The 26,387-nt window shown below is 44.9% G+C and carries 22 protein-coding genes and 1 riboswitch; of the genes, 13 read left to right on the top strand and 9 right to left on the bottom strand.

Annotation, left to right across the window (positions count from 1 at the left end):
- Positions 1-9 precede the first annotated feature (9 nt).
- Positions 10-486: a glycine zipper 2TM domain-containing protein gene (locus ATB78_RS20255; RefSeq protein WP_061010133.1), complete on the bottom strand. Its 477-nt coding sequence runs from the start codon at positions 484-486 to the stop codon at positions 10-12.
- A 41-nt stretch (positions 487-527) separates the two neighbouring features.
- Between ATB78_RS20255 and aat the strand changes: the two genes are divergently transcribed.
- The 3 genes from aat (at position 528) to infA (ending at position 2,235) form a co-directional block, all read left to right on the top strand.
- Positions 528-1,238 (top strand): leucyl/phenylalanyl-tRNA--protein transferase, encoded by a 711-nt coding sequence (gene aat, locus ATB78_RS20250; RefSeq protein ID WP_009707102.1) that lies wholly within the window; start codon positions 528-530, stop codon positions 1,236-1,238.
- Positions 1,235-1,936: an arginyltransferase gene (locus ATB78_RS20245; RefSeq protein WP_061010131.1), complete on the top strand. Its 702-nt coding sequence runs from the start codon at positions 1,235-1,237 to the stop codon at positions 1,934-1,936. Before aat ends, ATB78_RS20245 begins: the two co-directional genes overlap by 4 nt.
- Before the next feature lie 80 nt (positions 1,937-2,016).
- Positions 2,017-2,235, top strand: a complete 219-nt coding sequence (infA, locus tag ATB78_RS20240) for a translation initiation factor IF-1 (protein ID WP_001040192.1) — start codon at positions 2,017-2,019, stop codon at positions 2,233-2,235.
- 185 nt (positions 2,236-2,420) lie between these two features.
- Here the strand turns inward: infA and clpA are convergent, their stop codons facing one another.
- Together clpA and clpS are read right to left on the bottom strand one after the other, a co-directional pair.
- The gene (gene clpA / locus ATB78_RS20235) at positions 2,421-4,691 is read right to left on the bottom strand and encodes an ATP-dependent Clp protease ATP-binding subunit ClpA (RefSeq protein WP_005437445.1); all 2,271 of its coding nucleotides are present in this window, start codon (positions 4,689-4,691) and stop codon (positions 2,421-2,423) included.
- Positions 4,692-4,739: 48 nt separating this feature from the next.
- On the bottom strand, positions 4,740-5,060 hold the full coding sequence (gene clpS, locus ATB78_RS20230) for an ATP-dependent Clp protease adapter ClpS (protein ID WP_005427554.1): 321 nt from the start codon (positions 5,058-5,060) through the stop codon (positions 4,740-4,742).
- A gap of 714 nt (positions 5,061-5,774) precedes the next feature.
- On the opposite strand from clpS, the gene cspD reads away from it, so the two are divergent.
- Positions 5,775-5,993 carry a cold shock domain-containing protein CspD gene (cspD, locus tag ATB78_RS20225; RefSeq protein ID WP_005437446.1) on the top strand — a complete coding sequence of 73 codons (219 nt, stop codon included), beginning with the start codon at positions 5,775-5,777 and terminating at the stop codon, positions 5,991-5,993.
- A 157-nt stretch (positions 5,994-6,150) separates the two neighbouring features.
- On the opposite strand, the gene ATB78_RS20220 is transcribed toward cspD, so the two are convergent.
- Positions 6,151-8,376 (bottom strand): NADP-dependent isocitrate dehydrogenase, encoded by a 2,226-nt coding sequence (locus ATB78_RS20220; protein ID WP_061010129.1) that lies wholly within the window; start codon positions 8,374-8,376, stop codon positions 6,151-6,153.
- Positions 8,377-8,747: 371 nt separating this feature from the next.
- Between ATB78_RS20220 and ATB78_RS20215 the strand changes: the two genes are divergently transcribed.
- Positions 8,748-9,458, top strand: a complete 711-nt coding sequence (locus tag ATB78_RS20215; protein WP_061010127.1) for a pseudouridine synthase — start codon at positions 8,748-8,750, stop codon at positions 9,456-9,458.
- 81 nt (positions 9,459-9,539) lie between these two features.
- Here the strand turns inward: ATB78_RS20215 and ATB78_RS20210 are convergent, their stop codons facing one another.
- Both ATB78_RS20210 and ATB78_RS20205 read right to left on the bottom strand, forming a co-directional pair.
- Complete coding sequence (locus ATB78_RS20210) at positions 9,540-10,217, bottom strand: DUF2057 family protein (RefSeq protein WP_045478965.1); 678 nt, start codon at positions 10,215-10,217, stop codon at positions 9,540-9,542.
- A 76-nt stretch (positions 10,218-10,293) separates the two neighbouring features.
- Positions 10,294-11,319 (bottom strand): porin, encoded by a 1,026-nt coding sequence (locus ATB78_RS20205; protein WP_038896302.1) that lies wholly within the window; start codon positions 11,317-11,319, stop codon positions 10,294-10,296.
- 516 nt (positions 11,320-11,835) lie between these two features.
- Here ATB78_RS20205 and dinG point away from each other — a divergent pair.
- Genes dinG through rsmS form a run of 4 tightly spaced genes read left to right on the top strand, consistent with a single transcriptional unit; the run spans position 11,836 to position 15,417 of the window.
- Complete coding sequence (dinG, locus tag ATB78_RS20200) at positions 11,836-13,911, top strand: ATP-dependent DNA helicase DinG (protein ID WP_038896301.1); 2,076 nt, start codon at positions 11,836-11,838, stop codon at positions 13,909-13,911.
- Positions 13,912-13,925: 14 nt separating this feature from the next.
- A complete protein-coding gene (locus ATB78_RS20195) occupies positions 13,926-14,711 on the top strand; it encodes a TSUP family transporter (RefSeq protein WP_005437454.1) in 786 nt (261 codons plus the stop codon).
- Positions 14,708-15,253, top strand: coding sequence for a primosomal replication protein (locus ATB78_RS20190; protein WP_061010125.1), 546 nt, complete (start codon positions 14,708-14,710; stop codon positions 15,251-15,253). Before ATB78_RS20195 ends, ATB78_RS20190 begins: the two co-directional genes overlap by 4 nt.
- Positions 15,253-15,417, top strand: coding sequence for a pleiotropic regulatory protein RsmS (gene rsmS / locus ATB78_RS20185; RefSeq protein ID WP_009707110.1), 165 nt, complete (start codon positions 15,253-15,255; stop codon positions 15,415-15,417). The genes ATB78_RS20190 and rsmS overlap by 1 nt, the downstream gene beginning before the upstream one ends.
- 91 nt (positions 15,418-15,508) lie before the next feature.
- Here rsmS and ATB78_RS20180 read toward each other — a convergent pair whose 3' ends face one another.
- Positions 15,509-17,626: a methyl-accepting chemotaxis protein gene (locus tag ATB78_RS20180; protein WP_061010123.1), complete on the bottom strand. Its 2,118-nt coding sequence runs from the start codon at positions 17,624-17,626 to the stop codon at positions 15,509-15,511.
- 177 nt (positions 17,627-17,803) lie between these two features.
- Here ATB78_RS20180 and xthA point away from each other — a divergent pair, with 177 nt between their 5' ends.
- The 4 genes from xthA to ATB78_RS20160 all read left to right on the top strand — a co-directional run bounded on the left by xthA (position 17,804) and on the right by ATB78_RS20160 (position 24,846).
- On the top strand, positions 17,804-18,610 hold the full coding sequence (xthA, locus tag ATB78_RS20175; RefSeq protein WP_061010120.1) for an exodeoxyribonuclease III: 807 nt from the start codon (positions 17,804-17,806) through the stop codon (positions 18,608-18,610).
- 167 nt (positions 18,611-18,777) lie between these two features.
- Positions 18,778-20,478 (top strand): type I secretion system permease/ATPase, encoded by a 1,701-nt coding sequence (locus ATB78_RS20170; protein WP_061010118.1) that lies wholly within the window; start codon positions 18,778-18,780, stop codon positions 20,476-20,478.
- Positions 20,471-21,814: an HlyD family type I secretion periplasmic adaptor subunit gene (locus ATB78_RS20165; protein ID WP_061010116.1), complete on the top strand. Its 1,344-nt coding sequence runs from the start codon at positions 20,471-20,473 to the stop codon at positions 21,812-21,814. Before ATB78_RS20170 ends, ATB78_RS20165 begins: the two co-directional genes overlap by 8 nt.
- Before the next feature lie 58 nt (positions 21,815-21,872).
- A riboswitch (cyclic di-GMP riboswitch) is annotated at positions 21,873-21,954 on the top strand.
- A 30-nt stretch (positions 21,955-21,984) separates the two neighbouring features.
- A complete protein-coding gene (locus tag ATB78_RS20160; RefSeq protein ID WP_061010113.1) occupies positions 21,985-24,846 on the top strand; it encodes a hypothetical protein in 2,862 nt (953 codons plus the stop codon).
- Between the two features lie 82 nt (positions 24,847-24,928).
- On the opposite strand, the gene ATB78_RS20155 is transcribed toward ATB78_RS20160, so the two are convergent.
- Positions 24,929-25,606, bottom strand: a complete 678-nt coding sequence (locus ATB78_RS20155) for an ABC transporter permease (RefSeq protein ID WP_061010111.1) — start codon at positions 25,604-25,606, stop codon at positions 24,929-24,931.
- A 3-nt stretch (positions 25,607-25,609) separates the two neighbouring features.
- The gene (locus ATB78_RS20150; RefSeq protein ID WP_005437461.1) at positions 25,610-26,350 is read right to left on the bottom strand and encodes an ABC transporter permease; all 741 of its coding nucleotides are present in this window, start codon (positions 26,348-26,350) and stop codon (positions 25,610-25,612) included.
- Positions 26,351-26,387: the final 37 nt, after the last annotated feature.

Below are 26,387 nucleotides of genomic sequence, written 5' to 3'. Positions count from 1 at the left end.
AACGTTGGCTTAGTAAGCGATATCCACTCGAACGCCGTCATCAAAATAGAGAATGCGAACATCGTCTCCACGCTTAAACAGCATGTTATTGTCAACGTCTTGAATTACGTTAATAAGTTTGTTGCCATCGACTTTGACCAAGAGTTCGACAAGCTTGTATTCAACCGTGTATTCGTAGTTGCTACGGTTTCTCACAACGGCTGCACCAGCTAGCGCCCCAACTGCGGTCGCAACTTCTTTACCTGTACCACCACCAAATTGGTTACCCACTAAACCTCCGATGGTCGCCCCTAGGAGCGTTTCCCAGCCATTACTTTGTGACTGTTTCACCTCTTGTTGCGTAATGTATCGCACAGAGTCGACTTTGCCATACACCACTTGATTTACAGGTTTTGCTACATTTCTTTCATAGGCTGCATTGGCGAAAAATGGCAAAAACAGTATGATCCATGCCCATCGTTTTATATTAAGTCTTACTCCGCTCATAATAAGCTCCTATAGGCTCTGATGTTGGTAAAGTTTTCTTTATGACAATCTATTTAACTGAACTTGATGACTCGCATTCGTTTCCATCGCCGTACGAAGCACTGAGCGACCCAAACGGTTTGCTGGCCTTTGGTGGGGATCTCAACCCTGAACGCATTCTTAACGGCTATCACCAAGGTATTTTTCCGTGGTATGGCCCTGGTGAGCCCATTCTTTGGTGGAGTCCTTCACCAAGAGCCGTTTTTGATCCTTTATCATTTAAGCCTTCAAAAAGCCTAAAAAAGTTTCAGCGTAAACAACAGTATAAAGTAACGCTAAACAATGCAACCGAACGCGTAATTCAATTATGTTCTTCGACTCGTCCTGCAGAAGAAACTTGGCTCAATGAGGATATGCAAACATCCTATATTGAACTCGCCAAACACGGTCATTGCCACTCAGTAGAAGTATGGCACGAGGATCAACTCGTTGGCGGTTTATACGGCATCAGTGTTGGCCAACTTTTTTGTGGTGAGTCGATGTTTAGTCTTAAAGACAACGCATCTAAGATTGCATTGTGGTATCTCTGCGACCATTTGGCGTCAAACCACGGTCAATTAATCGATTGCCAGGTAATGAACCCACACCTAGCTTCACTTGGTGCATTTGAACTTGAGCGTGACGACTTCGTACAAAAACTACTATCTTTAAGAGGTAAGAACACCGATTTGGGCACGTTTGAACCACAGATTTTGCAGGACGCGGTATCATGAGCACAGATCTCCAACACATCCGTATCGGCTTGACCAACAACCATCCATGCAGTTACTTGCCGGAGCGCGAAGAACGCGTGGCTGTAGCACTCGATGCCAGCTTGCATACAGAACAAAACTATCAAGTATTGATGGCGAATGGTTTTCGTCGCAGCGGCGACACCATCTATAAACCTCATTGTGAACAGTGCAATGCATGTCAGCCAATCCGCATTGCGGTGCCAGACTTTAGTCCATCCAAGAGTCAAAAGCGTCTGTTGAATAAAGCCAGTTCTCTGAGTTGGACGATCAAGCCTGAGCTAGACAAAGACTGGTTCCAGCTTTACAGCAGGTACATAACTGCGCGGCACAAAGATGGCACCATGTACCCTCCTCGTGAGGATGAGTTCGCTCGATTTGCTCAAACAACATGGTTAACAACCGGATTTCTGCATGTCTATGATGAAAATGATCGACTTCTCGCAGTTGCGGTTACGGATATCATGGATAACAGTGCGAGTGCTTTTTATACCTTCTTTGATCCCGATTATCCTTTGTCTCTTGGGACCTTAGGGGTTCTTTTCCAACTTGAATATTGCCAACAGAACGGCAAACATTGGCTATATTTGGGCTATCAGATCGATGAATGTCCAGCGATGAACTACAAAACTCGCTTTCAACGACACCAAAGGCTAGTAAATCAGCGTTGGCAAGGGTAGAATACGCCCCAACTTTACATAATTACTGTTTAGCGGCAAAATAAGCGCGCTAATACCGCCTAATTTCTAAAGAGGATTAAATGGCTAAAGAAGACGTAATTGAGATGCAAGGCACTGTGCTTGACACTCTACCAAACACTATGTTCCGCGTTGAACTTGAAAACGGTCACGTTGTGACTGCACACATCTCTGGCAAGATGCGTAAGAACTACATCCGTATTCTTACTGGTGATAAAGTAACTGTAGAGATGACTCCATACGACCTATCTAAAGGCCGCATCGTCTTCCGTGCTCGTTAATCTCTGATTTTCGAATACAATAAAAAACGAAGCTTATGGCTTCGTTTTTTATTGCCTGTCTTTTGCTCTCAATACCAAGCTTGCTTTTGCGAGTTTCAATACACTCCACAGACTTGTTCCATTCTTGCAGACACAAAAAAGCGCACGCCTAGGCGCACGCTTTTAAAGTAGATTTCAACAAAGAATTAGTGAAGTGCTGCTTCTTTCTCGCTTAGGTATTCGAACTTAAGTTCGTCTTTCACTAGCGTAACTTTCACAGTACCACCGTCCACCAATGAGCCGAACAGAAGTTCATTCGCCAAAGGTTTCTTAAGCTGCTCTTGAATAACTCGTCCCATAGGACGTGCACCCATCGCTTTGTCGTAGCCTTTGTGAGCTAACCAATGACGCGCATCTTGTGATACTTCCATTGATACGCCACGAGCGTCTAGTTGAACTTGTAGTTCCACGATGAACTTATCAACCACTTGGTGGATCACCGCTTCATCTAGGCTGTTGAACCAAATGATATTGTCTAGACGGTTACGGAATTCTGGTGTGAACACCTTCTTGATTTCCGCCATCGCATCATGACTATTATCTTGTTGGATAAGACCGATCGATTTCTTCTCAGTCTCTGCAACACCTGCGTTGGTTGTCATCACAAGGATCACGTTACGGAAGTCGGCTTTGCGTCCATTGTTGTCCGTCAGCGTACCGTTATCCATCACCTGTAGTAGCAAGTTAAAGATATCTGGGTGTGCTTTCTCAATTTCATCAAGCAGAACCACTGAGTGCGGGTGTTTCAGCACGGCGTCGGTTAGTAAGCCACCTTGATCGTAACCAACATAACCTGGAGGCGCACCAATCAAACGGCTCACCGAGTGACGCTCACCATACTCAGACATATCGAAACGAAGAAGCTCAATGCCAAGTAGTTTCGAAAGCTGAACAGTCACCTCTGTTTTACCTACCCCTGTAGGGCCAGCAAACAAGAATGAACCGACAGGCTTGTTATCTACACCTAGACCAGCACGAGACAGTTTGATTGCCTCTGACAGCGCGTCAATCGCATTGTCTTGACCGAAGACCAGCATCTTCATCTTGTCATCAAGGTTCTTCAGAATGTCTTTGTCTGAAGACGACACTGATTTCTCTGGAATACGTGCCATCTTAGCGACCATCGCTTCGATGTCTGCAACACCGACGGTTTTCTTACGGCGACTTGCTGGTGCTAAGCGGCTACGCGCACCCGCTTCATCAATAACGTCGATTGCTTTATCTGGCAAGTGACGCTCATTGATGTATTTCGCCGATAGCTCTACTGCCGCACGCAACGCTTTATTGGTGTAACGCACTTCGTGGTGAGCTTCGTACTTAGGTTTCAGACCAATCAAAATCTTAGTCGTATCGTCGAGAGACGGTTCTACTACATCAATTTTTTGGAAACGGCGAGATAGAGCGCGCTCTTTCTCAAAGATGTTGCTGTACTCTTGGTACGTTGTCGAACCAATACAGCGCAACTTACCGCTACTTAGTAGAGGCTTGATCAGGTTTGCCGCATCGACTTGACCACCAGAAGCCGCACCCGCACCGATGATAGTGTGGATCTCATCGATAAATAGGATTGCGTCTTCTTCTTTCTCTAGCTGCTTAAGAACCGATTTGAAACGCTTCTCGAAGTCACCACGATATTTGGTACCGGCGAGTAGTGAGCCAATATCCAGTGAGTAAATCACGCTGTTTTGAATCACTTCTGGTACTTGACCTTCAACGATTCTCCACGCTAGACCCTCAGCGATGGCGGTTTTACCAACGCCCGCTTCACCCACAAGCAATGGGTTGTTTTTACGGCGACGGCAAAGTACTTGAATTGTACGCTCTAGTTCTTTGTCTCGGCCGATAAGTGGGTCGATGTTACCCGCTTTCGCAACTTGGTTTAGATTGGTTGCAAAGCTTTCCAAACGTTCTTCTGGATTGGTTTCTTCTGGCGCTTCTGAGCCGAAAGAGTCTGATGAAGAAGAGTCTTCATTCGAGCCAGAGGCTTTAGTAATGCCGTGAGAGATAAAGTTAACGATGTCCAAACGAGAGATATCGTTCTTCTTGAGTAGGTAAGCAGCGTGAGATTCTTGTTCGCTGAAAATCGCAACAAGGACATTTGCCCCAGTCACTTCACTGCGACCAGACGACTGAACATGGAAGACGGCGCGTTGTAATACACGCTGGAAACTCAATGTCGGCTGGGTTTCGCGCGTCTCATCGCTTTCAGGAATGAGCGGCGTTGTTTGGTCGATAAATATATCGAGTTCGTTACGCAAAGCATCAAGGTCCGCTTTGCAGGCTAGAAGGGCTTCCTTAGCTGCATCATTTTCCAACAATGCAAGTAGGAGGTGTTCGACAGTCATGAACTCGTGGCGTTTGTCACGTGCACGAGCGAATGCACCGTTAAGGCTTGACTCTAGTTCTTTATTTAGCATAAGTACCTCCCGAAAGAACAACTTTGGTTGCTCGAGCAAGTCTTCTTATTACGCTTGCTCCATAGTACATAGTAGCGGATGCTCATTTTCCCTTGAGTACATCGTCACTTGCGCTACTTTTGTTTCAGCAATTTCTGCACTGTAAGTGCCACAAATTGCCTTTCCTTCATAGTGGATCTTGAGCATGATTTGCGTTGCTTTATCAATATCATGTGAAAAAAATCGCTCAAGCACCTCTATGACGAAATCCATAGGTGTATAGTCATCATTGTTGAGTACAACGTTGTATAGCTTTGGTGGCTGAACTTTTGTACTTTCGCGCTCCAGAAGATCAGAGTCTGGAGTCACCCATTCAAAATTTTTACTCATGGCAATTCAAAGATATCGTATCAAAGGGTTGATGTTTTCGACCTATAAAAACAATCTACCATAAGCATGCCATGCGGTGTAGTGAGATGTGGCACCTAATTCGAATTTGATAGATAAATTTTGCTTCCTTACATAGAGACTAATGCACCTCTGTCAGGCGCGCAAATAAAAGATTTTTATCACTTAGAACCGATTTTTTGCTGTTAGAACTATCAATTTAAATGCGCTCTGTTTCCCCCTTGTTATTACAATCATCAAACCCACCAAGATCACACTTACAGAGGAAAAAGAGCTAAATATCACGAAAACATCACTTTTTATTCATTTAGTAGAATCTTCTAATGTAGGCAATTTGGTTAGTATCCCTTCCCTTGATATCAAACCCTTGCAGTCCTTTTGACTAAAAGCCATCGCATGCGCCAGAAACAGTTTGCAAAAATGTTAATCTCAAAAGTGATTTGTTTTCAAATATGTTTCTGATTGTTGACTTTCACTATTGACTGTCGAGATTCATTGACTACAGTGGAAAGTGTTGATGCATAAATCCTCATTCTGGGTTTGTTGGTTTTCTAACATTCTGGTGAATATGGATATGCTCACTCGACGTGTGTTAGCAATAGCGAAAATAGTAACGGCTAACAATGAGACCAAGTTAAAGGTATAGCTTGGGTGAAGTAACAACATCAGTAAAAAATGCATGAGGGATGTAAAAGCATGGCTACAGGTACAGTAAAGTGGTTTAACAATGCCAAAGGATTTGGGTTTATCTGTTCAGATGAAGAAGAAGGAGATATTTTCGCCCACTACTCAACTATCCAAATGGACGGTTATCGTACACTGAAAGCAGGCCAACAAGTCTCATACGAGGTTGAAAAAGGTCCAAAAGGTTCACACGCAAGTAGCGTCGTGCCAGTAGAAGGCCAAGCCAAATAACTAGAGCGCTGTCGGAAAGACAAAACATTTGCTCTTGTAGAAGCACTACACAGTTCTGCTTTTATAAAGAGAAAAATAAACCCGCCAAAGAGCGGGTTTATTGTTTTTATCGGTTTTATATTCGCGCCACTAAAGTAGCGCGAGAACCATCTATATATTACTTGTTAATAATGGTGTTCAACGTCGCACTTGGGCGCATCAATGTAGACGCTAGCGCATCATCCAGTGAGTAGTAACCACCTAGCTCCCCTTTCACACCTTGCGCAGAGTTCAGTTCAGAAACGATCGCCTCTTCTTGCTCTGCCAATGCTTTTGCCACTGGTGCAAACTCAGCCGCTAGGTCAGCATCTACCGTTTGCTCTGCTAGCGCTTTTGCCCAGTAAGATGCGAGGTAGTAGTGACTGCCGCGGTTATCCAATTCACCAACTTTACGTGATGGCGACTTGTTGTTGTCTAAGAACTCACCCGTTGCTTTGTCAAGTGCATCAGCAAGCACTTGTGCTTTTGCATTGCCAGCAACAGTGCTTAGGTGCTCAAGCGATGCCGCTAGTGCTAGGAACTCACCCAAAGAATCCCAACGTAGGTGGTTTTCTTTTTCTACCTGTTGAACGTGTTTAGGTGCTGAACCACCTGCACCTGTCTCAAATAGACCGCCACCGTTCATGAGTGGAACAATAGATAGCATCTTCGCAGAAGTACCAAGTTCTAGGATTGGGAACAAGTCAGTTAGGTAGTCACGAAGTACGTTACCAGTTACTGAAATGGTATCTAGACCTTCTTTAATACGCTCTAGAGAGAACTTACATGCATCGATTGGTGCAAGAATCTTAATCTCTAAGCCTGAAGTATCATGCTCTGGTAAGTATGCGTTAACTTTCTTGATCAGTTCTGCGTCATGAGCACGCGCTTCGTCTAGCCAGAACACCGCTGGAGCGCCTGTCGCACGAGCACGAGTAACCGCAAGTTTCACCCAATCTTGGATTGGCGCGTCTTTCACCTGACACATACGGAAGATATCGCCTTCTTCTACTGCTTGCTCTAGAAGCACCGCACCAGAAGCATCTACAACACGTACAGTACCCGCTTTATCTAGGATGAACGTCTTGTCGTGTGAACCGTACTCTTCCGCTTTTTGAGCCATTAGACCCACGTTTGGCACACTACCCATTGTTGTTGGATCAAATGCACCGTGTACTTTACAGAAGTCGATAACCGCTTGGTAAATACCTGCATAGCTGCGATCTGGGATCATTGCTTTGGTATCTTTCTGCTTGCCATCAGGTCCCCACATTTGGCCAGAAGCACGTAGCATTGCCGGCATCGAAGCATCAACGATGATGTCACTTGGTACATGTAGGTTAGTAATACCGCGATCTGAATCAACCATAGCTAGTGCTGGCTGTGTTTCGTATACCGCAAGAATAGCTGCTTCGATTTCTGCTTTTTGTTCTGCAGGTAGCGCTTCAATCTTCGCATATACATCACCGATACCGTTGTTTACGTCAACGCCTAGCTCTTCAAACAGCTTACCGTATTTCGCAAATACGTCTTTGTAGTAAACCTTAACGGCGTGACCGAAGATAACTGGGTCCGATACCTTCATCATAGTCGCTTTCATATGTAGAGAAAGCAGTACGTCTTGTTGTTTTGCTTCTGCAATTTCTTGCTCGAAGAACTCAACTAGCGCCTTCTTGTTCATTACTGAACAATCGATCACTTCTTTATCTTGTAGAGGGAATGCCGCTTTAAGCTCTTTCACTGAACCATCTGCAGCAGCAAATTCGATTTTAACGTCGGTTGCACCAGATAAGGTTGTCGATTTTTCACTACCGAAGAAATCATTGTCGGCCATGCTTGAAACATGAGATTGAGAATCTGCCGACCACGCGCCCATTGAGTGTGGGTTTTTCTTCGCGTAGTTCTTCACTGAAAGTGGTGCACGACGGTCTGAGTTACCTTCACGCAGAACTGGGTTAACCGCACTACCTTTGATTTTGTCGTAAGTCGCTTTGATCGCTTCTTCTTCGTAAGTGCTTGGCTCTTCAGGGTAGTTTGGTAGCTCGTAACCTTTTGCTTGTAGCTCTTTGATCGCTGCTTTTAGCTGCGGGATTGACGCTGAAATATTAGGAAGCTTGATGATGTTTGCTTCAGGCGTCTTAGCCAATTCACCTAACTCTGTTAGCGCGTCACCGATACGCTGCTCTTCTTTTAAATGCTCTGGGAAGTTAGCGATGATTCGACCCGCTAACGAAATATCACGTGTATCTACATTAATGCCAGACGATGCAGTAAACGATTGAATGATTGGTAGTAATGAATAGGTTGCTAACGCCGGGGCTTCATCAGTGATGGTGTAGATAATTGTAGGTTTTTCTGTAGGCATGAAATTTCCCTATTTTTTACTCAACTAAGCTGAACAACTCAGCAACTGAGTTCGTTGAATTTACGCATTGCTTAACGTTAGTAGTGCATTCCTCCTCACCAACGCGACATGCGGTTTGCACTCTTTTTTATAGTTTGGAGCTCTTAGGCTCTCTATCCATGAGTGCACTTTGTGCCAAGTTTGCTTTCATGTGGTTCTTTTGCAAAAACACCGCACTAAAAGCAACTTGGCTATATCATTAAACAAATAACACGAAATAGTCTATTATTCTGTGCGCTTTTGTTAGTTTTAGGCGCGCAAATGATAGCCGATTAGAAGAAAACATAAAACTTTCAAACACAGTTCATTTACATTTTTGCAAGGTAGTTAACATGTCATCTCGCACGGGTCATGAAAAAGGTCGCCGTAGTAACCAATCAAAACCAAGCCATTTTAAACGCTCCGGTAAGCCAAATCATTCAAATGGCCAGGCGAAAAATCGACCTAGTCGCCCTACTCGCTCTTCAAAGCCAACTAAGCCTCGCATTGCACCAGAAGATCGTAAAGTGATCATTTTTAATAAGCCTTATGACACGTTAAGCCAATTTACCGATGGCGAAGGCCGTAAAACGCTTGCTGACTACATCCCAGTAAAAGACGTATACGCAGCAGGTCGATTAGATAGAGACAGCGAAGGTCTAATGGTGCTAACAAATGATGGCATCTTGCAGGCAAAGTTAACGCAGCCCCAATCAAAGTCACCGAAGACTTATTGGGTACAGGTTGACGGTGCTCCGACTGAAGAAGACTTAGAGAAGCTACGTAAAGGCGTTGAGTTGAAAGATGGCATGACATTACCTGCAAAAGTCGAAGTAATGCCAGAGCCAGAGATCTGGGATAGAACCCCACCAGTTCGCTTTCGAGCTAACATTCCAACAACTTGGTTGGCAATCACTATTATAGAGGGAAGAAACCGTCAGGTAAGACGCATGACCGCACACATTGGCTTCCCAACACTGCGTTTGGTTCGCTACTCGATGGGCGGTATTGTGCTTGACGATTTAAAGCCGGGAGAGTGGCAAGAAATCAAACTCGCGTTTTAAACATCAAAAGATGCTCACCTCAAAAAATATAAAAAGCAGGTCTAGGCCTGCTTTTTTAGTTTTTGTCGTCACTAATAACGATTATTGTTGAGCAACCCACTTCTTAAAGGCTTCTTTTTCTTGTGGTGTCGCTTTTTGGTACATCGTCTTAAGTAGATCTACCATTTGGCTGTCTTGTGCTGTTGATGACTGTGCGTCAGTTGTAGCAACTACTTTAGGCTCGACGCCAGTAACCGCTTGGCTGTGTTGGTTTACTGTCACAACTGTCACAGCAACTCCAGCTACACCACCAGCAATATTATAGTTGCGAGCTTCCTGAGCATAGTTACGACCAATTTGAACGCCATCGGACTCAAGAACGTCTTCAACAAGATCGATAGGCTGACCTTTAGAATCAAGCAATTGCCACTCTAGAGGGGAAATGTTTGTTTGCGCTTGGCGGTAAGTTTTGAATTCTGGCAGTTCGAATTTTAGTTCTTCATTCTTCACATCGAACTTAGCAATAATAGCGTCGCCATAAACCCCTTTGATATCATCGCCAATTTCAAATTCTGGTTGGTATTTGAAGACAATTTGGTTTGTACCGTCAGGAATCTCTATTGTTTTCTCATCCGAAAACAAACCACCCTCCAACTTTGGCTTCTCCATATTTACCGCAAGTAGTTTTACGTCTTCAGGAACCACCAAGGTCGTTGCAGCATATAAGTTTGTACTGGCTAGAACAGAAAGTGTGATTGCCACTTTTAATGATAACTGCATAGAAATTAAATCCTTATCTCCAATAGTAAAAGACCCAGCATATAGCTGGGTCTTACAATATCAAACTGGGTTTTGATTACCAGTAGAAACGTGCACCAACACCGAAGTCAGTTTTGCTGTCTGTCTTCACGTTGTCAGTTGAAGTTTCTTCAAATACGTATGCGCCTTCAACGAATACGCGAGCCCATTTAGAGAACTTGTACTCAACACCAGCGTAGAAACGTGAATCATCACCGTCTACAGTACCAGCTTGGTCAGAAGAAGACATTACTAGCTCGTAACCAGAGTAAAGAGTTGTCTTAGGAGCTACTGCAAACATACCTGCTAGAGAGATACCGTGAGAGTCAACAGTTTCGTTTGAAACTTTGTTTTCATCTTCGTTGTAGTAGTAAGTTGCACCTAGAGTGTGTTCACCTAGTGCGTATTCACCAGTTACTTCAAAAGATAGGTTTTCAGTATCGTGAGCAACGTTGTTTACTGCAATCTTGTTTACAGAAGAAAGGATACCAGCGTGCATAGATAGGTCACCGAAAGACTTACCTACGAATACTTCACGAACTTCTTCGTTCTTGTCTTTCTCACCTAGAGCGTAACCCGCTTTTAGCCAGAATGCGTCGTTTTCGAATGCGTATTTAATTTGAGAGTCGTTGTTCCACTCGTGTCCGTAAAGAAGAGCAGTACCACCGAAGAAGTAAGAGTAATCCGCACCGTAAACGTCATCAGCGAAAGTACCTTCTTTACCGAAGCGGATAGTACCCATTTCGCCCATGTCGAAACCGAAGATGTGGCGACGAACGAATACAGTATCGTCAGTACGCTCACTTGAATCAGCACCAGCGCCGTAGTTATCACCTAGAGCTACACCGATTTCAACTTCGCCTAGAACTTTTAGGCTATCGTTTACAACGTAAACACCGTTTACACCCATACGAGAAGAGCTAGTGTTTAGCTCTGCAGTGTGGTCTGTGCTGTCTAGGAATAGAAGAGTTGGACGTAGCTGACCGTAGAAATCTACAGAACCTTCGTCAGATTTGAATACTTCAGCTGCATTCACAGTAGTTGCTGTTGCAGCAACTGCTAGTGCTAATAGAGTCTTTTTCATAATTAATCCACTGCCTTTTCTTAGTTCGGGATATCCTTGTCCGATTCCCTTTTTTTATATTTTTGAAACCGCTTGTTATCGAAACGTAACAATGATTGGTCTGCAAAATCTGGGCACTAGAGTGCAAAAGATTATTCTGCCTGTCAAATTTTCTAAACCACAACATCAAAAAATAAAAATAACCTTAAAATACATGCACTTGAGATTTTATATTTAAATTATTCGATGAAGTTCTAAACTAGCAACTTGATTTTTCGTAATTTAGTAATTCATTAATAACAAATAGAAAACACCATTCAATTGATTAAAACAGAAGTTAATTAGAACAAAAAACTACTCAGGTAGTATTTTTGAAGTTTTATATTTTTCACCTAATGAAATTATTTTCATTTAGTTTAGGTTCAATATTTTTTTGTGAACAAGATCTACATTCCGCACAAAAGCATTCCGTTTTGTGAACTACTGTAGAACCAGTGATGTGTGCTACTATGCGCCACCAACGCATTTGAGGCCCGTATGCTAACCAGTAACATCCAAAAATCGATTCGAACCAGTTATCAAAACTTGCAAGCTCAACTGGATAACTTTGTTCCGAGACGAGCACAAAACTACCTCGTCGCCGAGATCGCTAAAACGCTATGCGGGCAATACCACAAATCAAATCGTATGCTGGTTGCCGAAGCAGGTACTGGCATCGGTAAATCACTTTCTTATCTGATGGCCGCGATTCCTGTGGCGGTTTACAACAATCGCAAAGTGGTGATTTCAACAGCCACCGTGGCATTGCAAGAACAGTTAGTGAATAAAGACCTCCCTCTTTTCCGCCGAATTACGGATCGAGAGTTCTCTTTTATTCTGGCGAAAGGTCGTCAGCGCTACTGCTGCGCAGAGAAACTTGCAACAGCGAGCGGCGTTGATGGTGGCCAACTCGCCATGTTCGAGACTAAACCAAAGAAGAAAGACATCGAGCTTCTGGAAACCATGTACCGCTCTCTTGCTCAAGGTAAATGGGATGGAGACAGAGATTCATGGCCAAAACCGATCGATGACCACATTTGGCAATTGATAGTCAGCGATAAGCACAGCTGTAACAATAGCTTGCCCGCTCACCGCAACTGCCCTTTCCAAAAAGCCCGTGCAGAGCTAGATAAAAATGATGTCATCATTGCGAATCACTCATTGGTTATGGCGGATGCCGATTTAGGTGGCGGAGTCATTCTCCCAGAACCTGAAAACACGATTTACGTATTTGATGAAGCTCATCACCTGCCTCATGTTGCGCGAGACCATGCTTCTGCTTCAGCAAGCTTGAAAGGGGCTGCGGCATGGCTTGAAAAGCTCAACCAATCCATCACGAAGTTTTCTTCATTAACCGATGAAAAACGTGTTGGTCGATTCCGTAATGATCTACAAGAGTCGGTACAGGAACTGATACCTGCGTTAAACCAATTAACTAAACAGTTTGACCCTGCGCAGTTTGAAGAGAACGTTTATCGTTTTGAACATGGCGAGCTGCCAACTTGGTTAGAAAACCAGTCTAAAGATCTAAAACAACTGAGTAAGAAAGCGAATCAAAGTGTGGCTAAGATCGCCGATTTGATTGCTGAACGCGTTAAAGATGGTGAATTATCGTCAAGATTAGCGGAGCCTGCTTTAGCTGAATTAGGCTTTTACATTCAGCGCTTGGAAAACCTAGCGCAAGTATGGAACCTAATGGCAGAGCCTACTCGTGACAAAGGTGCACCTTTAGCTCGATGGTTAGAGAAACACCCAGATCGAGAAGGCGATTACATTGTTAGTGTTTCACCGCTAGAAATTGGATGGCAACTCGACCAACAGATCTGGAGCCGATGCATTGGAGCGGTGTTAGTTTCTGCGACGATGCGCGCGCTAAACTCGTTCACCTACTTCTGCCACCAAGTTGGGGTTGATGCAAAACCGGAGTCTGGCACTCAATTTTTGGCTTTGGCTTCTCCGTTTGACTATCAGAATCAAGCAGAGCTTTTAATCCCTGCGATGAAGTATGAACCCCAAGCGCCGCAGTTTACTGAATATCTTATTGAAATTTTGCCTAAGTATTTAGAAGACAACAAAGCGAACTTGGTATTATTCTCCTCTTATTGGCAAATGAACCAAGTGGCGGATGCATTAAGCTCAGATTTCATCAAACGAGGCTGGGCACTGCAGGTACAAGGCGAAAGTTCACGCGCAGAAATTCTAAAAAAACATAAAAAGCTCGTAGATCAACAAAAAACCAGCGTTCTTTTTGGTACAGGAAGTTTCTCTGAAGGCCTTGATTTGCCGGGAGAACTGCTCGAAAACCTTGTCATCACCAAGATTCCATTTGGTGTGCCAACCTCTCCAGTAGAGCAAGCGCATTCAGAATACATTGAGAAAAAAGGTGGCAATCCGTTTATGCAGATTACCGTGCCAGATGCGAGTAAAAAGCTCATCCAAAGTGTCGGTCGTTTACTGCGCAAAGAGCGGGATTCTGGTAGAGTGACCATCCTTGATAGACGTTTGGTAACAAAACGCTACGGGCAATCATTAATTGATTCGCTTCCTCCGTTTAAACGCAAGATCGAATATTAGAAGAATAACTATTTATGGAAATGATTGAGCCAACCATGTTGTTGGTGTTGGCGCTAGTCGCTTTTGTTGCTGGATTTATTGATGCCGTAGCCGGCGGCGGCGGTATGCTAACCGTGCCTGCACTGTTGTCGTTAGGGCTTCCACCGCATATTGCATTGGGCACAAACAAACTTGCAGCCTCTTTTGCGTCTTCTACTGCGGCATTTACCTACTACAAAAAGCGCCTGTTTAAGCCCCAATGTTGGGGGAGAGCATTTGTTGCAACCCTTATTGGCGCAACACTAGGAACATTGTTTGTCGATGCCATCAGCACACAGTGGTTAGAAAAAGTATTACCTCTGATTATTCTTGCTGCTGCAATGTACACAGTGTTCCACAAAACGCCTCAGTCAACGCATCAGAGCCCTACTCCTGAACCCTGCCCAATGCTAAACAAAAAGCAATACATGCAAGGTTTCACCATCGGCTTCTATGATGGACTGGCTGGCCCTGGGACAGGGGCGTTTTGGACAGTAAGCTCGATGGCTCTTTATCGACTCAACATCTTATTGGCGTCGGGCTTAGCCAAAGCCATGAACTTCACCAGCAACTTCACTTCTCTTATCACTTTTGCTGTTTTAGGTCATATCAACTGGGTGCTAGGCTTAACCATGGGGGTTTGTTTAATGGCAGGAGCCTTTGTCGGTGCCCATTCTGCGATTCGATTTGGCTCTAAATTTATTCGCCCAGTGTTTGTAACGGTCGTGAGCGTGCTAGCAATTAAGCTTGCTTATGATGCGTGGTTTGTGGGATTAACATGAACATTAAGCAACTTTCTGAAAACTTAGAGCAGATGTCGAAACAAGCCGCGATGCTTGATCGTCAACGTGGTGAACACCATGTCCACCTATTTGATGAACGTTTATTTCACTGTCGCTCACGTTTACTGACGCCATGTGTAAAAGAAGCCAAAGCCACACTTGATGCAATCATACGTGAACAAAACGAAGGCAAACTTACCGCTTTACGTGCAGAGTATTTAACTGAAAGGCTAGTGGCACAAATCACAGCAATTCAACGTGAGATATCCACTACGAAGATTCGCAAGGGTGAAATCAAGCACAGCAGCCACTTTAGAAAGCCGATCAACGTAATGTATCAAGAGTTGGCGCAGCACCAAGAATGGGCGCGCCGCCTACGCGAAATGGTGTTAGAGAAGCAAAGAGCGGTCGAAATGGCTCCGAGCTTTGCACGCGCAGAAGCGCAAAAAGTACTGTTGGCAACAGAGCAACGACTAGAACGTTGTGAAGCCGCTTTGCTGAAGTTAGAAAACCAAATTACTCATAGGGAAAAGAACCAGTAATGTCAGAACAGCAAAACTCTCCTCTAGATGACGCGCCAGCAGAGATCAAACTTGCTGTGGATTTGATTTACTTATTAGAAACCAATGAGATCGATCCAGAAACCGCGTTGAAAGCGATTAAGATTGTGCAAAGCGATCTGGAAAATAAGCTTAAAGCTGAATAAAGCGTTATCTGGAAACAAAAACTAAAACACCATAAAGGGGAGCATCAATGCTCCCCTTTGTATTGCGTGGACAAGAGTGGCTCAAAAGCTATTAGACTTTGAACTGCGCCATCAGCGCCTGTTGTTGGTCAGATAACGATTCCATCTCTGAACCAGCACTCTCTGATGATTGAGCTTGATTGAGGATCTCGCTGCTAAGGTCTCGGATATTCGCCACACTTTGATTCACTTCATTTGATACCGATTGCTGCTCTTCGGCCGCTCTGACGATCTGACTGTTCATGTCATTGATCGCAGCAATAGACTCAAAAATACTTTGCAACTCTTCTACGGCCATATTGACTTGTTCAGCTGAAGATTGTGCTTTTTGGTTACCTTCTGTAATAGCTCCCACTACCGCTTGTGTGCCAGTTTGAACACTAGCGATCACATCCCGTATTTCCCCTACAGAGCTTTGAGTTCGACTTGCTAAATTTCGAACCTCATCCGCAACCACAGCAAAACCACGACCTTGCTCACCTGCTCTTGCGGCTTCGATAGCAGCATTAAGCGCTAATAAATTAGTTTGCTCAGAGATGCCCTCAATGACTGTCAGAATTTCTGTAATGCTTGCATTGTTATTTGCCAACTCTTCAACCACAGGAACGGCTTTCATCATAGTAGAAAGAAGCGCTTGCATTTGTTGCTCAGAAGCTTGAATCACTTGCTGGCCTTTCTCGGCTGATTTGCTCGCTGCTGAAGCTGCATTCACCGCGACCTCCGCATTTTGCACCACCAGCGCTGCGGTTTGCGTCATCTCTTCAGCGGCAGTGGCAACGAGATCAACTTCTTTGAATTGTGCATCACTACTGCTTCTTGTCGCCGCAACCACCAGCTTCGCATGTTCGGTTTTGTCCGCCATTTGTCGTGACGTGTCCACCACTTCTTTTATGGTGCTCTGTAATCGCGCTAAAAATTGGTTAAATGCGTTTGATAACTGGCCAATTTCATCCTGTGATTTCACATCCAAACGTTGGGTTAGATCCCCTTCTCCCGTTGCAATGTCTTCCAAGCGAAGTACGACCTCTCGAATTGGCCTTACAATGGTTTTTGCCAATAACGCTGTCGTGGCTAACCCAATTAGCACTAGAACAACACCGACACTAACCTCGATGATGATGCCCTCTTCCATGTTCGTCGTGATCAAGGCATCTAGCGTGTCTGCATCAGCCAATACGGCCGAACGCGGCATTTCAAAGATTACCCCCCAAGTCTGGTTGGCAACCTGAATAGGAGAGAAAACCGTCATCCACTCACCTGAAGCGTTCCACTCTACTGCCGCCTCTCCTCCAAACAAGAAATCGGTTAGCTTATCGTTGGACAGGTTTGAACTGACAAAAGGTTGACCAATGGTATTCGCTGAATCATCCGACGCGAGTAACGTGCCATCAAGGCTGATCATTGATACGCTTCCGGCTCCTGCAAACAAACTTTGGTCAGAATTGAGCGCAATCTTCGCCAACTGATCCAAACGAAGTTCGATCCCTAAGAAGCCGATAGGAACGCCTTCCACAATTAAAGGAATAGAAATGGAAGTCGTGAGGAAACTGCCAGAGTCATTGCTGTTCAATCGAGGTGAAGCAATACACGTTTGACCAGAAGAGATAGGACAATAAAAACGTTCAGCGTTCTCATTCTGATTCAGCACTTTCTCACTGAGAGTTTTGGCGAGTACATTTTCGCCGTTGTTTGCCTTTGACCAATAAGTTGCGAATCGACCCGCTTCATTAGAACCCACATAGTCGGCACTTTTGTAGTTTGAGTCTTCACTATCTAGCATGTCCGGATTAAACACCAAGTACGCAGCTTGTATCGCATCAAAACGCAAAACTGCTTGTCGAATCATTTCATTCAAAGCAGACCGAAGATCTTCACTCGCACCAAAATTCTCCTCTGAGTTAGATTTGAAGAATAACGCGTTCGCAGCCAACATTTCGGCTCTATATGTCGCTTCATTGAGGTACTCAGACACTTCCGTCGCATTTAAGAGCGCACGGGTTTGTAAAAGTTGTTCCGACTTTTCAACAACAGACGCACTGCTCTCTTGTTGCAACAATTTTTGGTTGCTGAGCGCGTTGTAAACTGAAAAGCCAATTAAAGATAAAGAAGTAACAAGCAGGCAAAGCCCGGAAAGTAACGTGATTTTCCACTGCACAGATAGGGTTCGCATACAACATCCTTATTCAAGCAAACTCATTTTTGAGACTCATTAAACCATACGCAGGCACAATAGCAATTACATATTTAACAATTCTTTAAACTTAATTTGATTACATGAGAACCGTTTTCAGCTCGCCTTTGCGATGGTAACATCATGCTCAAACACGCCCTCTCAGAAGGATAAAAAATGAAAGTAATTAGCTTTAACATCAATGGACTTCGTGCGCGTCTGCATCAACTACAAGCGCTTATCGACAAGCACCAGCCAGACGTTATTGGCCTTCAAGAAATCAAAGTACACGACGAAGCTTTTCCAATCGAAGATGTCGAAGCGATGGGTTACAAAGTTTACTTTCACGGCCAAAAAGCGCACTACGGCGTGGCTATGCTATGTAAACAAGAGCCAATCAGCGTTCAAAAAGGTTTCCCAACCGACAATGAAGAACATCAAAAACGCATGATCATGGCGACGTTTGAAGGTGAGAACGGAGAGAAGGTAACGGTTCTAAATGGTTACTTCCCTCAAGGCGACAACATTGCTCACGAAACCAAGTACCCATACAAACGTCAGTTCTACAAAGATTTGATGACTTATCTAAACGATCACCACTCTAACGATGAACAATTGATTGTCATGGGCGACATTAACATCAGTCCAATTGATGCAGATATCGGCATTGGCGAACCAAATCGTAAACGCTGGTTGAAAACAGGCAAATGTTCATTCCAACCAGAAGAGCGCGAATGGTTGCAAACCCTTCTAGATTGGGGCTTCGAAGATACTTTCCGGAACTTGCACCCAGAAGTCGACGATCGTTTCTCGTGGTTTGATTACCGCTCTCGCGGCTTCGACGACAACCGTGGCCTTCGTATTGATGTGATTTTAGCAACGCCACCGTTAGCAAAGAAATGTATTGAATCAGATATTGATTACGAACTACGTGGGATCGAAAAACCGTCAGATCACGCCCCTATTTGGTCTACTTTCAAATAGATAATGACAAGAGCTAATCGCAACACATTTACGCAGCGATTAGCTCTACTTTTCCTCTCTCAAAAACGAAACCTCGCTTTCCCTCCACGTCTCACTTTTGAGGCACTTCTTAAGCTTTCACTTTCTATACTGATTACTACTTCTTTAGTTCATGGAGAGAGGGAAGTATGGTTCAAAATAGTTGGAACAGCTTGTCACCTTTTACATTTAAAGCATTAGGCCCCATGACATTAGTCAGCGCGGCGATTAATGCGCTAATGTTAGTGGTTCCAATATACAGCCTCCAACTTTTCGACCGCGTGTTATCGAGCAGAAGTACAGACACGCTGTTCCTCCTCACAGCAATCGCGCTTTTCTTACTCATCTCACAGGCCTTACTCGACACTCTGAGACAAAAGTACACCCAACGAAAAGCACTTCAATTCGAGTCGGAAAGTTCACAGTGGCTCTATCAGATTTGTGGGACGAGGTCAGAAGCAAAAGCGAGATATGTTTTTAATGATATTAACGAGATCCGCTCGCTCCTCACCTCTCCGAGCTTTTTTGTGGCCTTCGACCTTCCTTGGACTCCACTCTTTTTACTCGTCATGTTCATGCTCCACCCTATCATTGGGTTAGTCGGTTTGATTGCTGTGATTTGCGTGCTGTTTGTTGCGCTAGTCTCCTTCTATGCCAAGAAGAAATCTTTTGAAGCGACTTATGCGACTCAAATAGCCACAAACAGAAAAGTCGATGAGTTGTTCAACAAACAAGAAACCCTGCTTTCTCAACAATCTTACAAAGGAACGTTTGATAAGTTTCAATCGGTACTAGCTGAGAAACTTTGGTTCAGAAACAAAATTGACCTAGCATCTATCAACCTAACTTCGCTGGCGAAACTCGTTCGCATGACCCTGCAAATTGGCATTATGGGCACGGGGGCTTTTCTGGTTATCGAGAACGCAATGAGTGCAGGTGGCATGATCGCAGGCTCGATTCTGATGGCTCGCGCGCTCCAGCCGATTGAACAACTGACCGCCGGATTTCAAGGCTGGAAAACAGGACTAGCTGCAGCCGATCGCATCAAGCAAGTCGTCAACAAAAGTCAAACAGAGCCTGAACGAATTATTTTGCCAGAAGTTTCAGGAGAGCTTCGTTTTGATCAAGTGGTTTGGTCGCCAGAGCACCATAAAGGTGAACCTGTTCTTAAACAGCTCAAACTCAGGTTAGAGGCAGGAAATCGTGTTGCAATCATTGGGGCCAGTGGTTCAGGAAAAACCAGCTTATGTAAACTCGTTACTGGCATACATAAACCAACCTCGGGCAAAGTGTGCATTGATGGTTTAGACGTCACCCACTGGGATCGAGACCAGTTCAAACACACGGTCGGTTACCTGCCGCAAAACATCCAGTTCTTACAAGGCTCCGTTAAAGAGAATATCGCTCACTTCGATATTGAAGTAACCGACTCGCAAATCATCAGAGCAGCCATGCGCGCTGGTGTTCATGAAACCATTCTTCAATTACCAAATAGTTACGAGACCATCATCGGAGATGGCGGCCACCAGCTATCTGGCGGGCAAGCACAAAAACTCGCTCTGGCAAGAGCTATTTGTTTCAAACCCAAATTGCTGGTCTTAGACGAGCCCAACTCGCACATGGACAAAGAGGGCGAAGAATACCTCACCTCCTTATTGGCTTCTTGCCGCGAAGAAGGCACATCCGTCGTCATGATTACACACCAACCTCACCTACTACGCCATGTCGATTGGGTAGTAGAACTCAACCAAGGCCAAATCACCAAAGCGGGTGAAGCAAGCAAAGTTTTACGATCCATGATGGATGAACGCTCTCGAACACAACCAAAGTCGGAGGCTTCGAATGAGTAAAACGACATTACAACGCTCCGGCATTGAATTCGAAGATGGACGTAAGCTCTCTTTCACTACCAAACCTGTGGTTCTCTTCTCGATGTTGGTTCTCTTTATCATGGTGGGTGGATTTATAACCTGGGCCAGTCTCTCGCCGCTTAGCTCGGCCGCTATTGCCCCCGGTGTGGTGATTGTGGAATCCAAGCGAAAACCAGTCCAACACTTAGAAGGCGGGATTATTGAGCAAGTGCACGTCAAAGATGGGGATTGGGTAACCAAAGATGATTTGCTCATAACGTTAAGTGCCACTCAGGCTCAGGCGAACCTCAACCGACTGAGAGCACAATGGCAAAGCGATTTGGCACGTCTGAATCGCTTGCAATCGGAACTTGCCGATCATCCTGAAATTCAATTCGATAGCCGTTTGCTTTCTCGAAGTGATTCTGCCGATATTCAATCTATCATTCGCACACAACAAGCTTTATATGAAAAACGACGCTCACTGCGCGTTGGTGAGAGCAATATTTTAATTGAGAAGATAGAGCAAGCTCGCCTCGATATGGTGGGTTTACAAAAACGCTACCAAGCAGGAAAAGAGAGTATTCGTTATCTTTCTGAGCAAGTTGCCATGCACAAAAAGCTGCTGACATCGGGCAACACATCTAAGTCTCGGTACTTAGATTTGCAACGTGAGCATTCGCAATTGGAAGGACAAATTGCTGACCTTAGCGCTCAGATAGGTCGAGCTAAAGGCTTTGTTGCCGAGGCAAAAATGGAGCTCGCAAACGCAGATTTTAACTACGCGAAAACACTCGGTGAAGAGGTTCAAGAACTTGAACGTAAACTAAACGAGACTCGAGAAGCGATGGTGAATGCAAGTGATGTCTTAGAACGTGTCGAGATCAGAGCGCCCCAAGGTGGTGTCGTTGTTGGGCTGAATGTTGTGGGTGAGGATGCGATTATCGCCCCTGGCGACACATTAATGGAAATCGTGCCACAAGAAGATGAGCTCATCGTGGAAGCACTCGTAAAACCAGAAGATATCGAAGTCCTTCATATTGGTCAGGCAACACAAGTACGCCTTACGGCCTTTAGTTTTAGGAAAACACCGCCAATTGAGGGGAAGTTGATTCACGTTTCTGCCGACCGCATTAGCGATCAAGCAACAGGATCCTCCGCTTATCTAGCGCGAGTGTCACTCGATGCCAACATGTTAAATCAACTCGGAGAGTCGGTCTCTTTATACCCCGGAATGCCCGCAGAGGTCATGATCCTGATAGAAGATCAAACCCCGTTGGACTATTTGCTCAACCCTCTCGCCGTCGCTTCATATAAAGCGATGCGAGAGATGTAAGGCTTATTCAAAAAATCATAATCCCTCGACGTTACTGGCTAATTAACTGATAAACAAAGGATGATAAAGCCAAACCCACTGCGAGGTGGGGACGGAAAGCTACAGATCTCAAATGGCATTGAGATGGCTGAGCTGCCTCTATGTATCTTGCGATATATGAGGACAAAGCAATGGCGGAAGAAGTTTCTGTAACAGACACCAATGCAAAAGTTGGCAATCTAGTAGACGGGCCAACTCAAGATGGAGTGTCAAGGGATGTAGATAATCACCTTGAAGACAATTCAGGCGCGGATCTAGAAGTTCGCGCTGGTAAAGGTGACGATATCGTCAAGACAGGCGACGGTGATGATTTTATTGCCGGAGGCCGAGGATCTGAAGCGATTAAATCCGGAGACGGTAACGATGTTATCGAATCATGGAACCACAGTATTGATGCAAAAGACGAAGCTGGTGTAAATCCCAACATCGACTTAGCTCGTGATAAGGATGTAGAGCATGTGGGGTGTGTCGATGACATCATTGTTGCTGGCTCTGGTAACGACTATGTCGAAGGCGGTGGTAACAACGACATTATTTATGGTGATCGTCGAGCTAAAACGGATGACAATAACTTACTAGCCAATGGTGATTTTGATGATGAAGTAGATGAAACCGATACCCTTGTCGTCGATCATGGTGGCTGGCAAACCTACTCTAACTATGGTGGTTGGGAAGCAACCGAAGGTTTAATCGAAATCCAAAACAATGGCGGCTATGGGTCTAACAAAGATCCAGCAAGAGAAAACGTATTAGAGCTTGATTCTCATAAAGATGGCGATAATACCGTAACCAATTCTACGGTCAGTCAAACCTTCACGGTTGATACTGCAGGCACATTCAAACTCTCATTTGATCACACCAACCGCACCTCTAATGCAGACACAAACGGTCTGAAGGTTCTCATTGATGGCGAAGTTGTCGGAACATACAACAATTATGGCTGGGAAACGGTCAATCTAGATCTAGATCTAGGCGCTGGCGAACATACCATTTCATTTATGGCCGATGGTAACGAAGATTCTCTTGGTTCCCTACTCGATAATGTCGCTCTTCACCAATACCAAGCTAACGATGTATTGATTGGTGATGGCACTCCTAGAGACGGAGACAATATCGATGAAAGCTCGAAACCCGGTGATGACTTAATCCGAGGTAACAAAGGCGCAGACGTGCTCATTGGTGACAATTTTGATGCCCTTTCTTTCAATGAGCAGTCTGGTAAGTTTGAGTTAGATTTAGACTCCGCTGAGGCACCAGAGGGTGACGGTTTAGGTCTTGATAACGCGACAGCTTACAATCCTGATGGGTCAGAGGGCATGCTTGTCACCAAAGGAGCAGCGAACGGTGAAACCGGATACGGTGTAAAAGGCAACTCGGAAAGCGGTGTTAACTCACAGATCGGCTACTCGTACATCGACAGTGACGGTGCTGGACCAGACACAATAGGGTCAGAGATTCTGTCTGTATGTCTAGAAGAACATACGATGGCAGCCAAAGTGGGCATTTCAAATCTCTACCTCGATGAAGGTAATGATGGCGTTGATGAAACTGGTCATTGGGCGGCTTACCGAGAAGGTATCCTTGTCGCTGAAGGAGACTTCACGGCTGCTGATTTGAAAGATGGCAACAACCACAGCGGCTACTTAGAAATAACACCTGAAGACACGGGCTTCAAAGCTTTTGATGAAATTCAGTTTTCTGCTGTTGGGCCTGAATTTGACAAAGGTAATGGGCAGGACGCGAGTGATTTCTTCGTCACATCGGTAGAAGCGGTTGGTCTCACTGGTGATGGTACAGATAAGCTACACGGTGGACGCGGTGATGATGTTCTACTTGGTGGTGATAACCAAGAAACCTTGCCTACGCCAGAAAACGGCATGTATGACATCAGCGAGTTTAATGGCACTTTTGATGTAGAACTTTTAGGCTCAGATGCTGGATTCAACAATTCTCTTGGGTTCTATACCGCAGATTCCAATGGGGATGTAGTAAATGTAGGCATCTTGTGGTCTGACGTTAAGAACGTCGAAAGCTCATCGACTTCTATTTCAAAAGAAATGATGGGCGGCGAAGCCTGTAAGCTGGGCTTCTTCATTGTTCCAGACGGTGCAGATAAGGGTATTGTTGATGGCGTTGTCGAACTAACTGACTTCGATCTAAATCTACAGACTCTTAATGAAGTAGCGTTCGAATTGGGTCTACCGATTCATGCGCAAATATCTCCGAACGGTGAAGGAACATCCTTGTTCCGATGGAACGACAATACTGACTTATCAGGTAATGATAACGACTTTAATGATGTTGAGCATAATGTCACGACAGTTGCGGAACCGGAACTACTGAAAGGTGGCCGAGGTGACGACTGGCTAGATGGCGGTGCCGGTGTCGATGTACTTAAAGGCGGCAAAGGCGATGACGTGATCATTGGCGGTAGTGGTGCTGACGAAGTTCGTGGTGGCAAAGGCAACGATACTATTGCTTACGACGCGGACGATACGTTAATCCGAGGTGGTAAAGGATTCGACGTTCTTGTCGCCAACGATAAAGATGGCCCTATCGATATCGATATGTCGAAAGGTCAAGATGCAGACAACATCAAAGGTATTGAAGCGGTAATAGGTACAAGTAGTGACCAAGACTCTGTTACCTTGACCCTTGGCAAGGCGTACCACCAAGGTGGAGCAAGCGATAACACCAAGAGTAAAGACGATGGCCAATCGGAATTCTTTGCACTTGGTGTAGAAGATATCAAGCTCGATGAAAGCAATGGTTGGAGCCTAGAAAGCGATACTCAAGGCGATCCCGATGATGGTGTTACTATGACGGTGGCGGACCTTATGGCGTCATCAGATTACAAGCTAGACCAAGGCATGATTGATTCCTTAGGCCTATCAGGCTCAGATGTATTAACAGCCTACACCTTTACCAAAGGTGGTAAAGAAGTCGTCATTTATACCGACGCAGCCTTTGACGGTGATTTCCAATTTGTATAGGTAAACTCACTCGCCCTTCATCTACCTAAAAAGAGCGCCAATTGGCGCTCTTTCTTTTACGTATTCGATCAATTGGCATGTACTAGCTCAATGGTCTTAAATACGCCAAGAAACGTTTCTCGGCAATTTTAAAGCACCAAAGAATAATAAACGTCAACGCCATATAGAACAGGCCTGCCGTCAAGAAGGACTCAAACGGAGCATAGTATCTTGAGTTCACCAATCGCGCGGCACCGGTTAGGTCCATGATGGTGATGATACCTGCAACCGCACTGCCGTGAAGCATAAAGATGACTTCGTTCGAATAAGCTGGTAACGCTCTGCGAAGCGCACTTGGCAAGATGATACGACGGTAAGTCATAAACTTGCTCATGCCGTATGCTTTTGCGGCTTCAACTTCGCCCTTTGGCAAACCATTGATCGCACCACGAATGATTTCCGCCGTGTAAGCCGAAGTATTAAGAACGAAAGCCACCAAGGCACAGAACCAAGCATGCTCCCAAAGGGTGTCTTTCACTGGGAAGAATTGGTCCATCCCGTAGTAAATGAGATAAAGCTGCGCCAACAGCGGCGTCCCACGGAAAAAGTAAATAAACGCCCATGACGGCAAACTTAATGCGTAATTCGTGCTATTACGCGCGATAGCTAAGGGAATTGATACACATAGACCAATCACAAGCGCTAACGCAACTAACCATACTGTCGTCCACAATCCATCTAGGTAGACCGGGAAACTTTCAATTATCAATGAAAAATCCATGGCTTACCTCGCGTGAATACTAAATTTACGTTCCACCAGCTTAAGCAAACCGGTCGAAACGCTGGTAAAGAACAAAAAGATGATCGCGACTGCCATATAGAAGGTGAACGGCATTTTGGTTGTACCTGCTGCCAATGAGCTCATACGGACCATGTCTTCTAAACCGATGATAGAAACCAAAGCCGTCGTCTTGAGCAACACTAACCAGTTATTACCAAAGCCGGGTAAGGCATGACGAATCATTTGTGGTAAGAGGATTCTTCGAAAAGACATTACGGGGCTCATGCCATAAGCTTTTGCCGCTTCCAACTCGCCTTTGTCTACCGCCATGATCGCTCCACGGAATGTCTCCGCCATATAAGCGCCAAAGATAAAGCCAATGGTCAATACACCGGCAATAAACGGGCTGACATCAATGTAATCTGGCAAGTAAGACGTCCACTCGTGATCAGGGTTACTAGAGGTAAACCATTCATTGAGCGTCTCGTTGATAGAGTAAAGGCTGTTGTTTAATAGAATTTGACCACCAAAGAAGATCAACATCATCAGAACCAAATCTGGGATACCGCGAATGATGGTGGTGTATAACGTCGCGATTGCTCTCGCCCACTTGTAAGGTGCAAGCTTTGCTAAGGCGCCAAGCATGCCAAGAACAACGGCTAAAATCAGAGATAGTACGGCGACTTCGATGGTTACTAGCGCCCCTTTTAAAATCGAGGCTTCATATCCTTGTAGATCCAGCATAGGTGAGTTCCTAATCCCTAAAACTCAAAAATCGACC

The organism is Vibrio sp. CUB2 (assembly GCF_001557945.1).
GTDB classification, from domain to species: domain Bacteria; phylum Pseudomonadota; class Gammaproteobacteria; order Enterobacterales; family Vibrionaceae; genus Vibrio; species Vibrio owensii.
The sequence above is the reverse complement of the archived record's forward strand: the minus strand, read 5'-3'. Positions and strand labels throughout refer to the sequence as shown.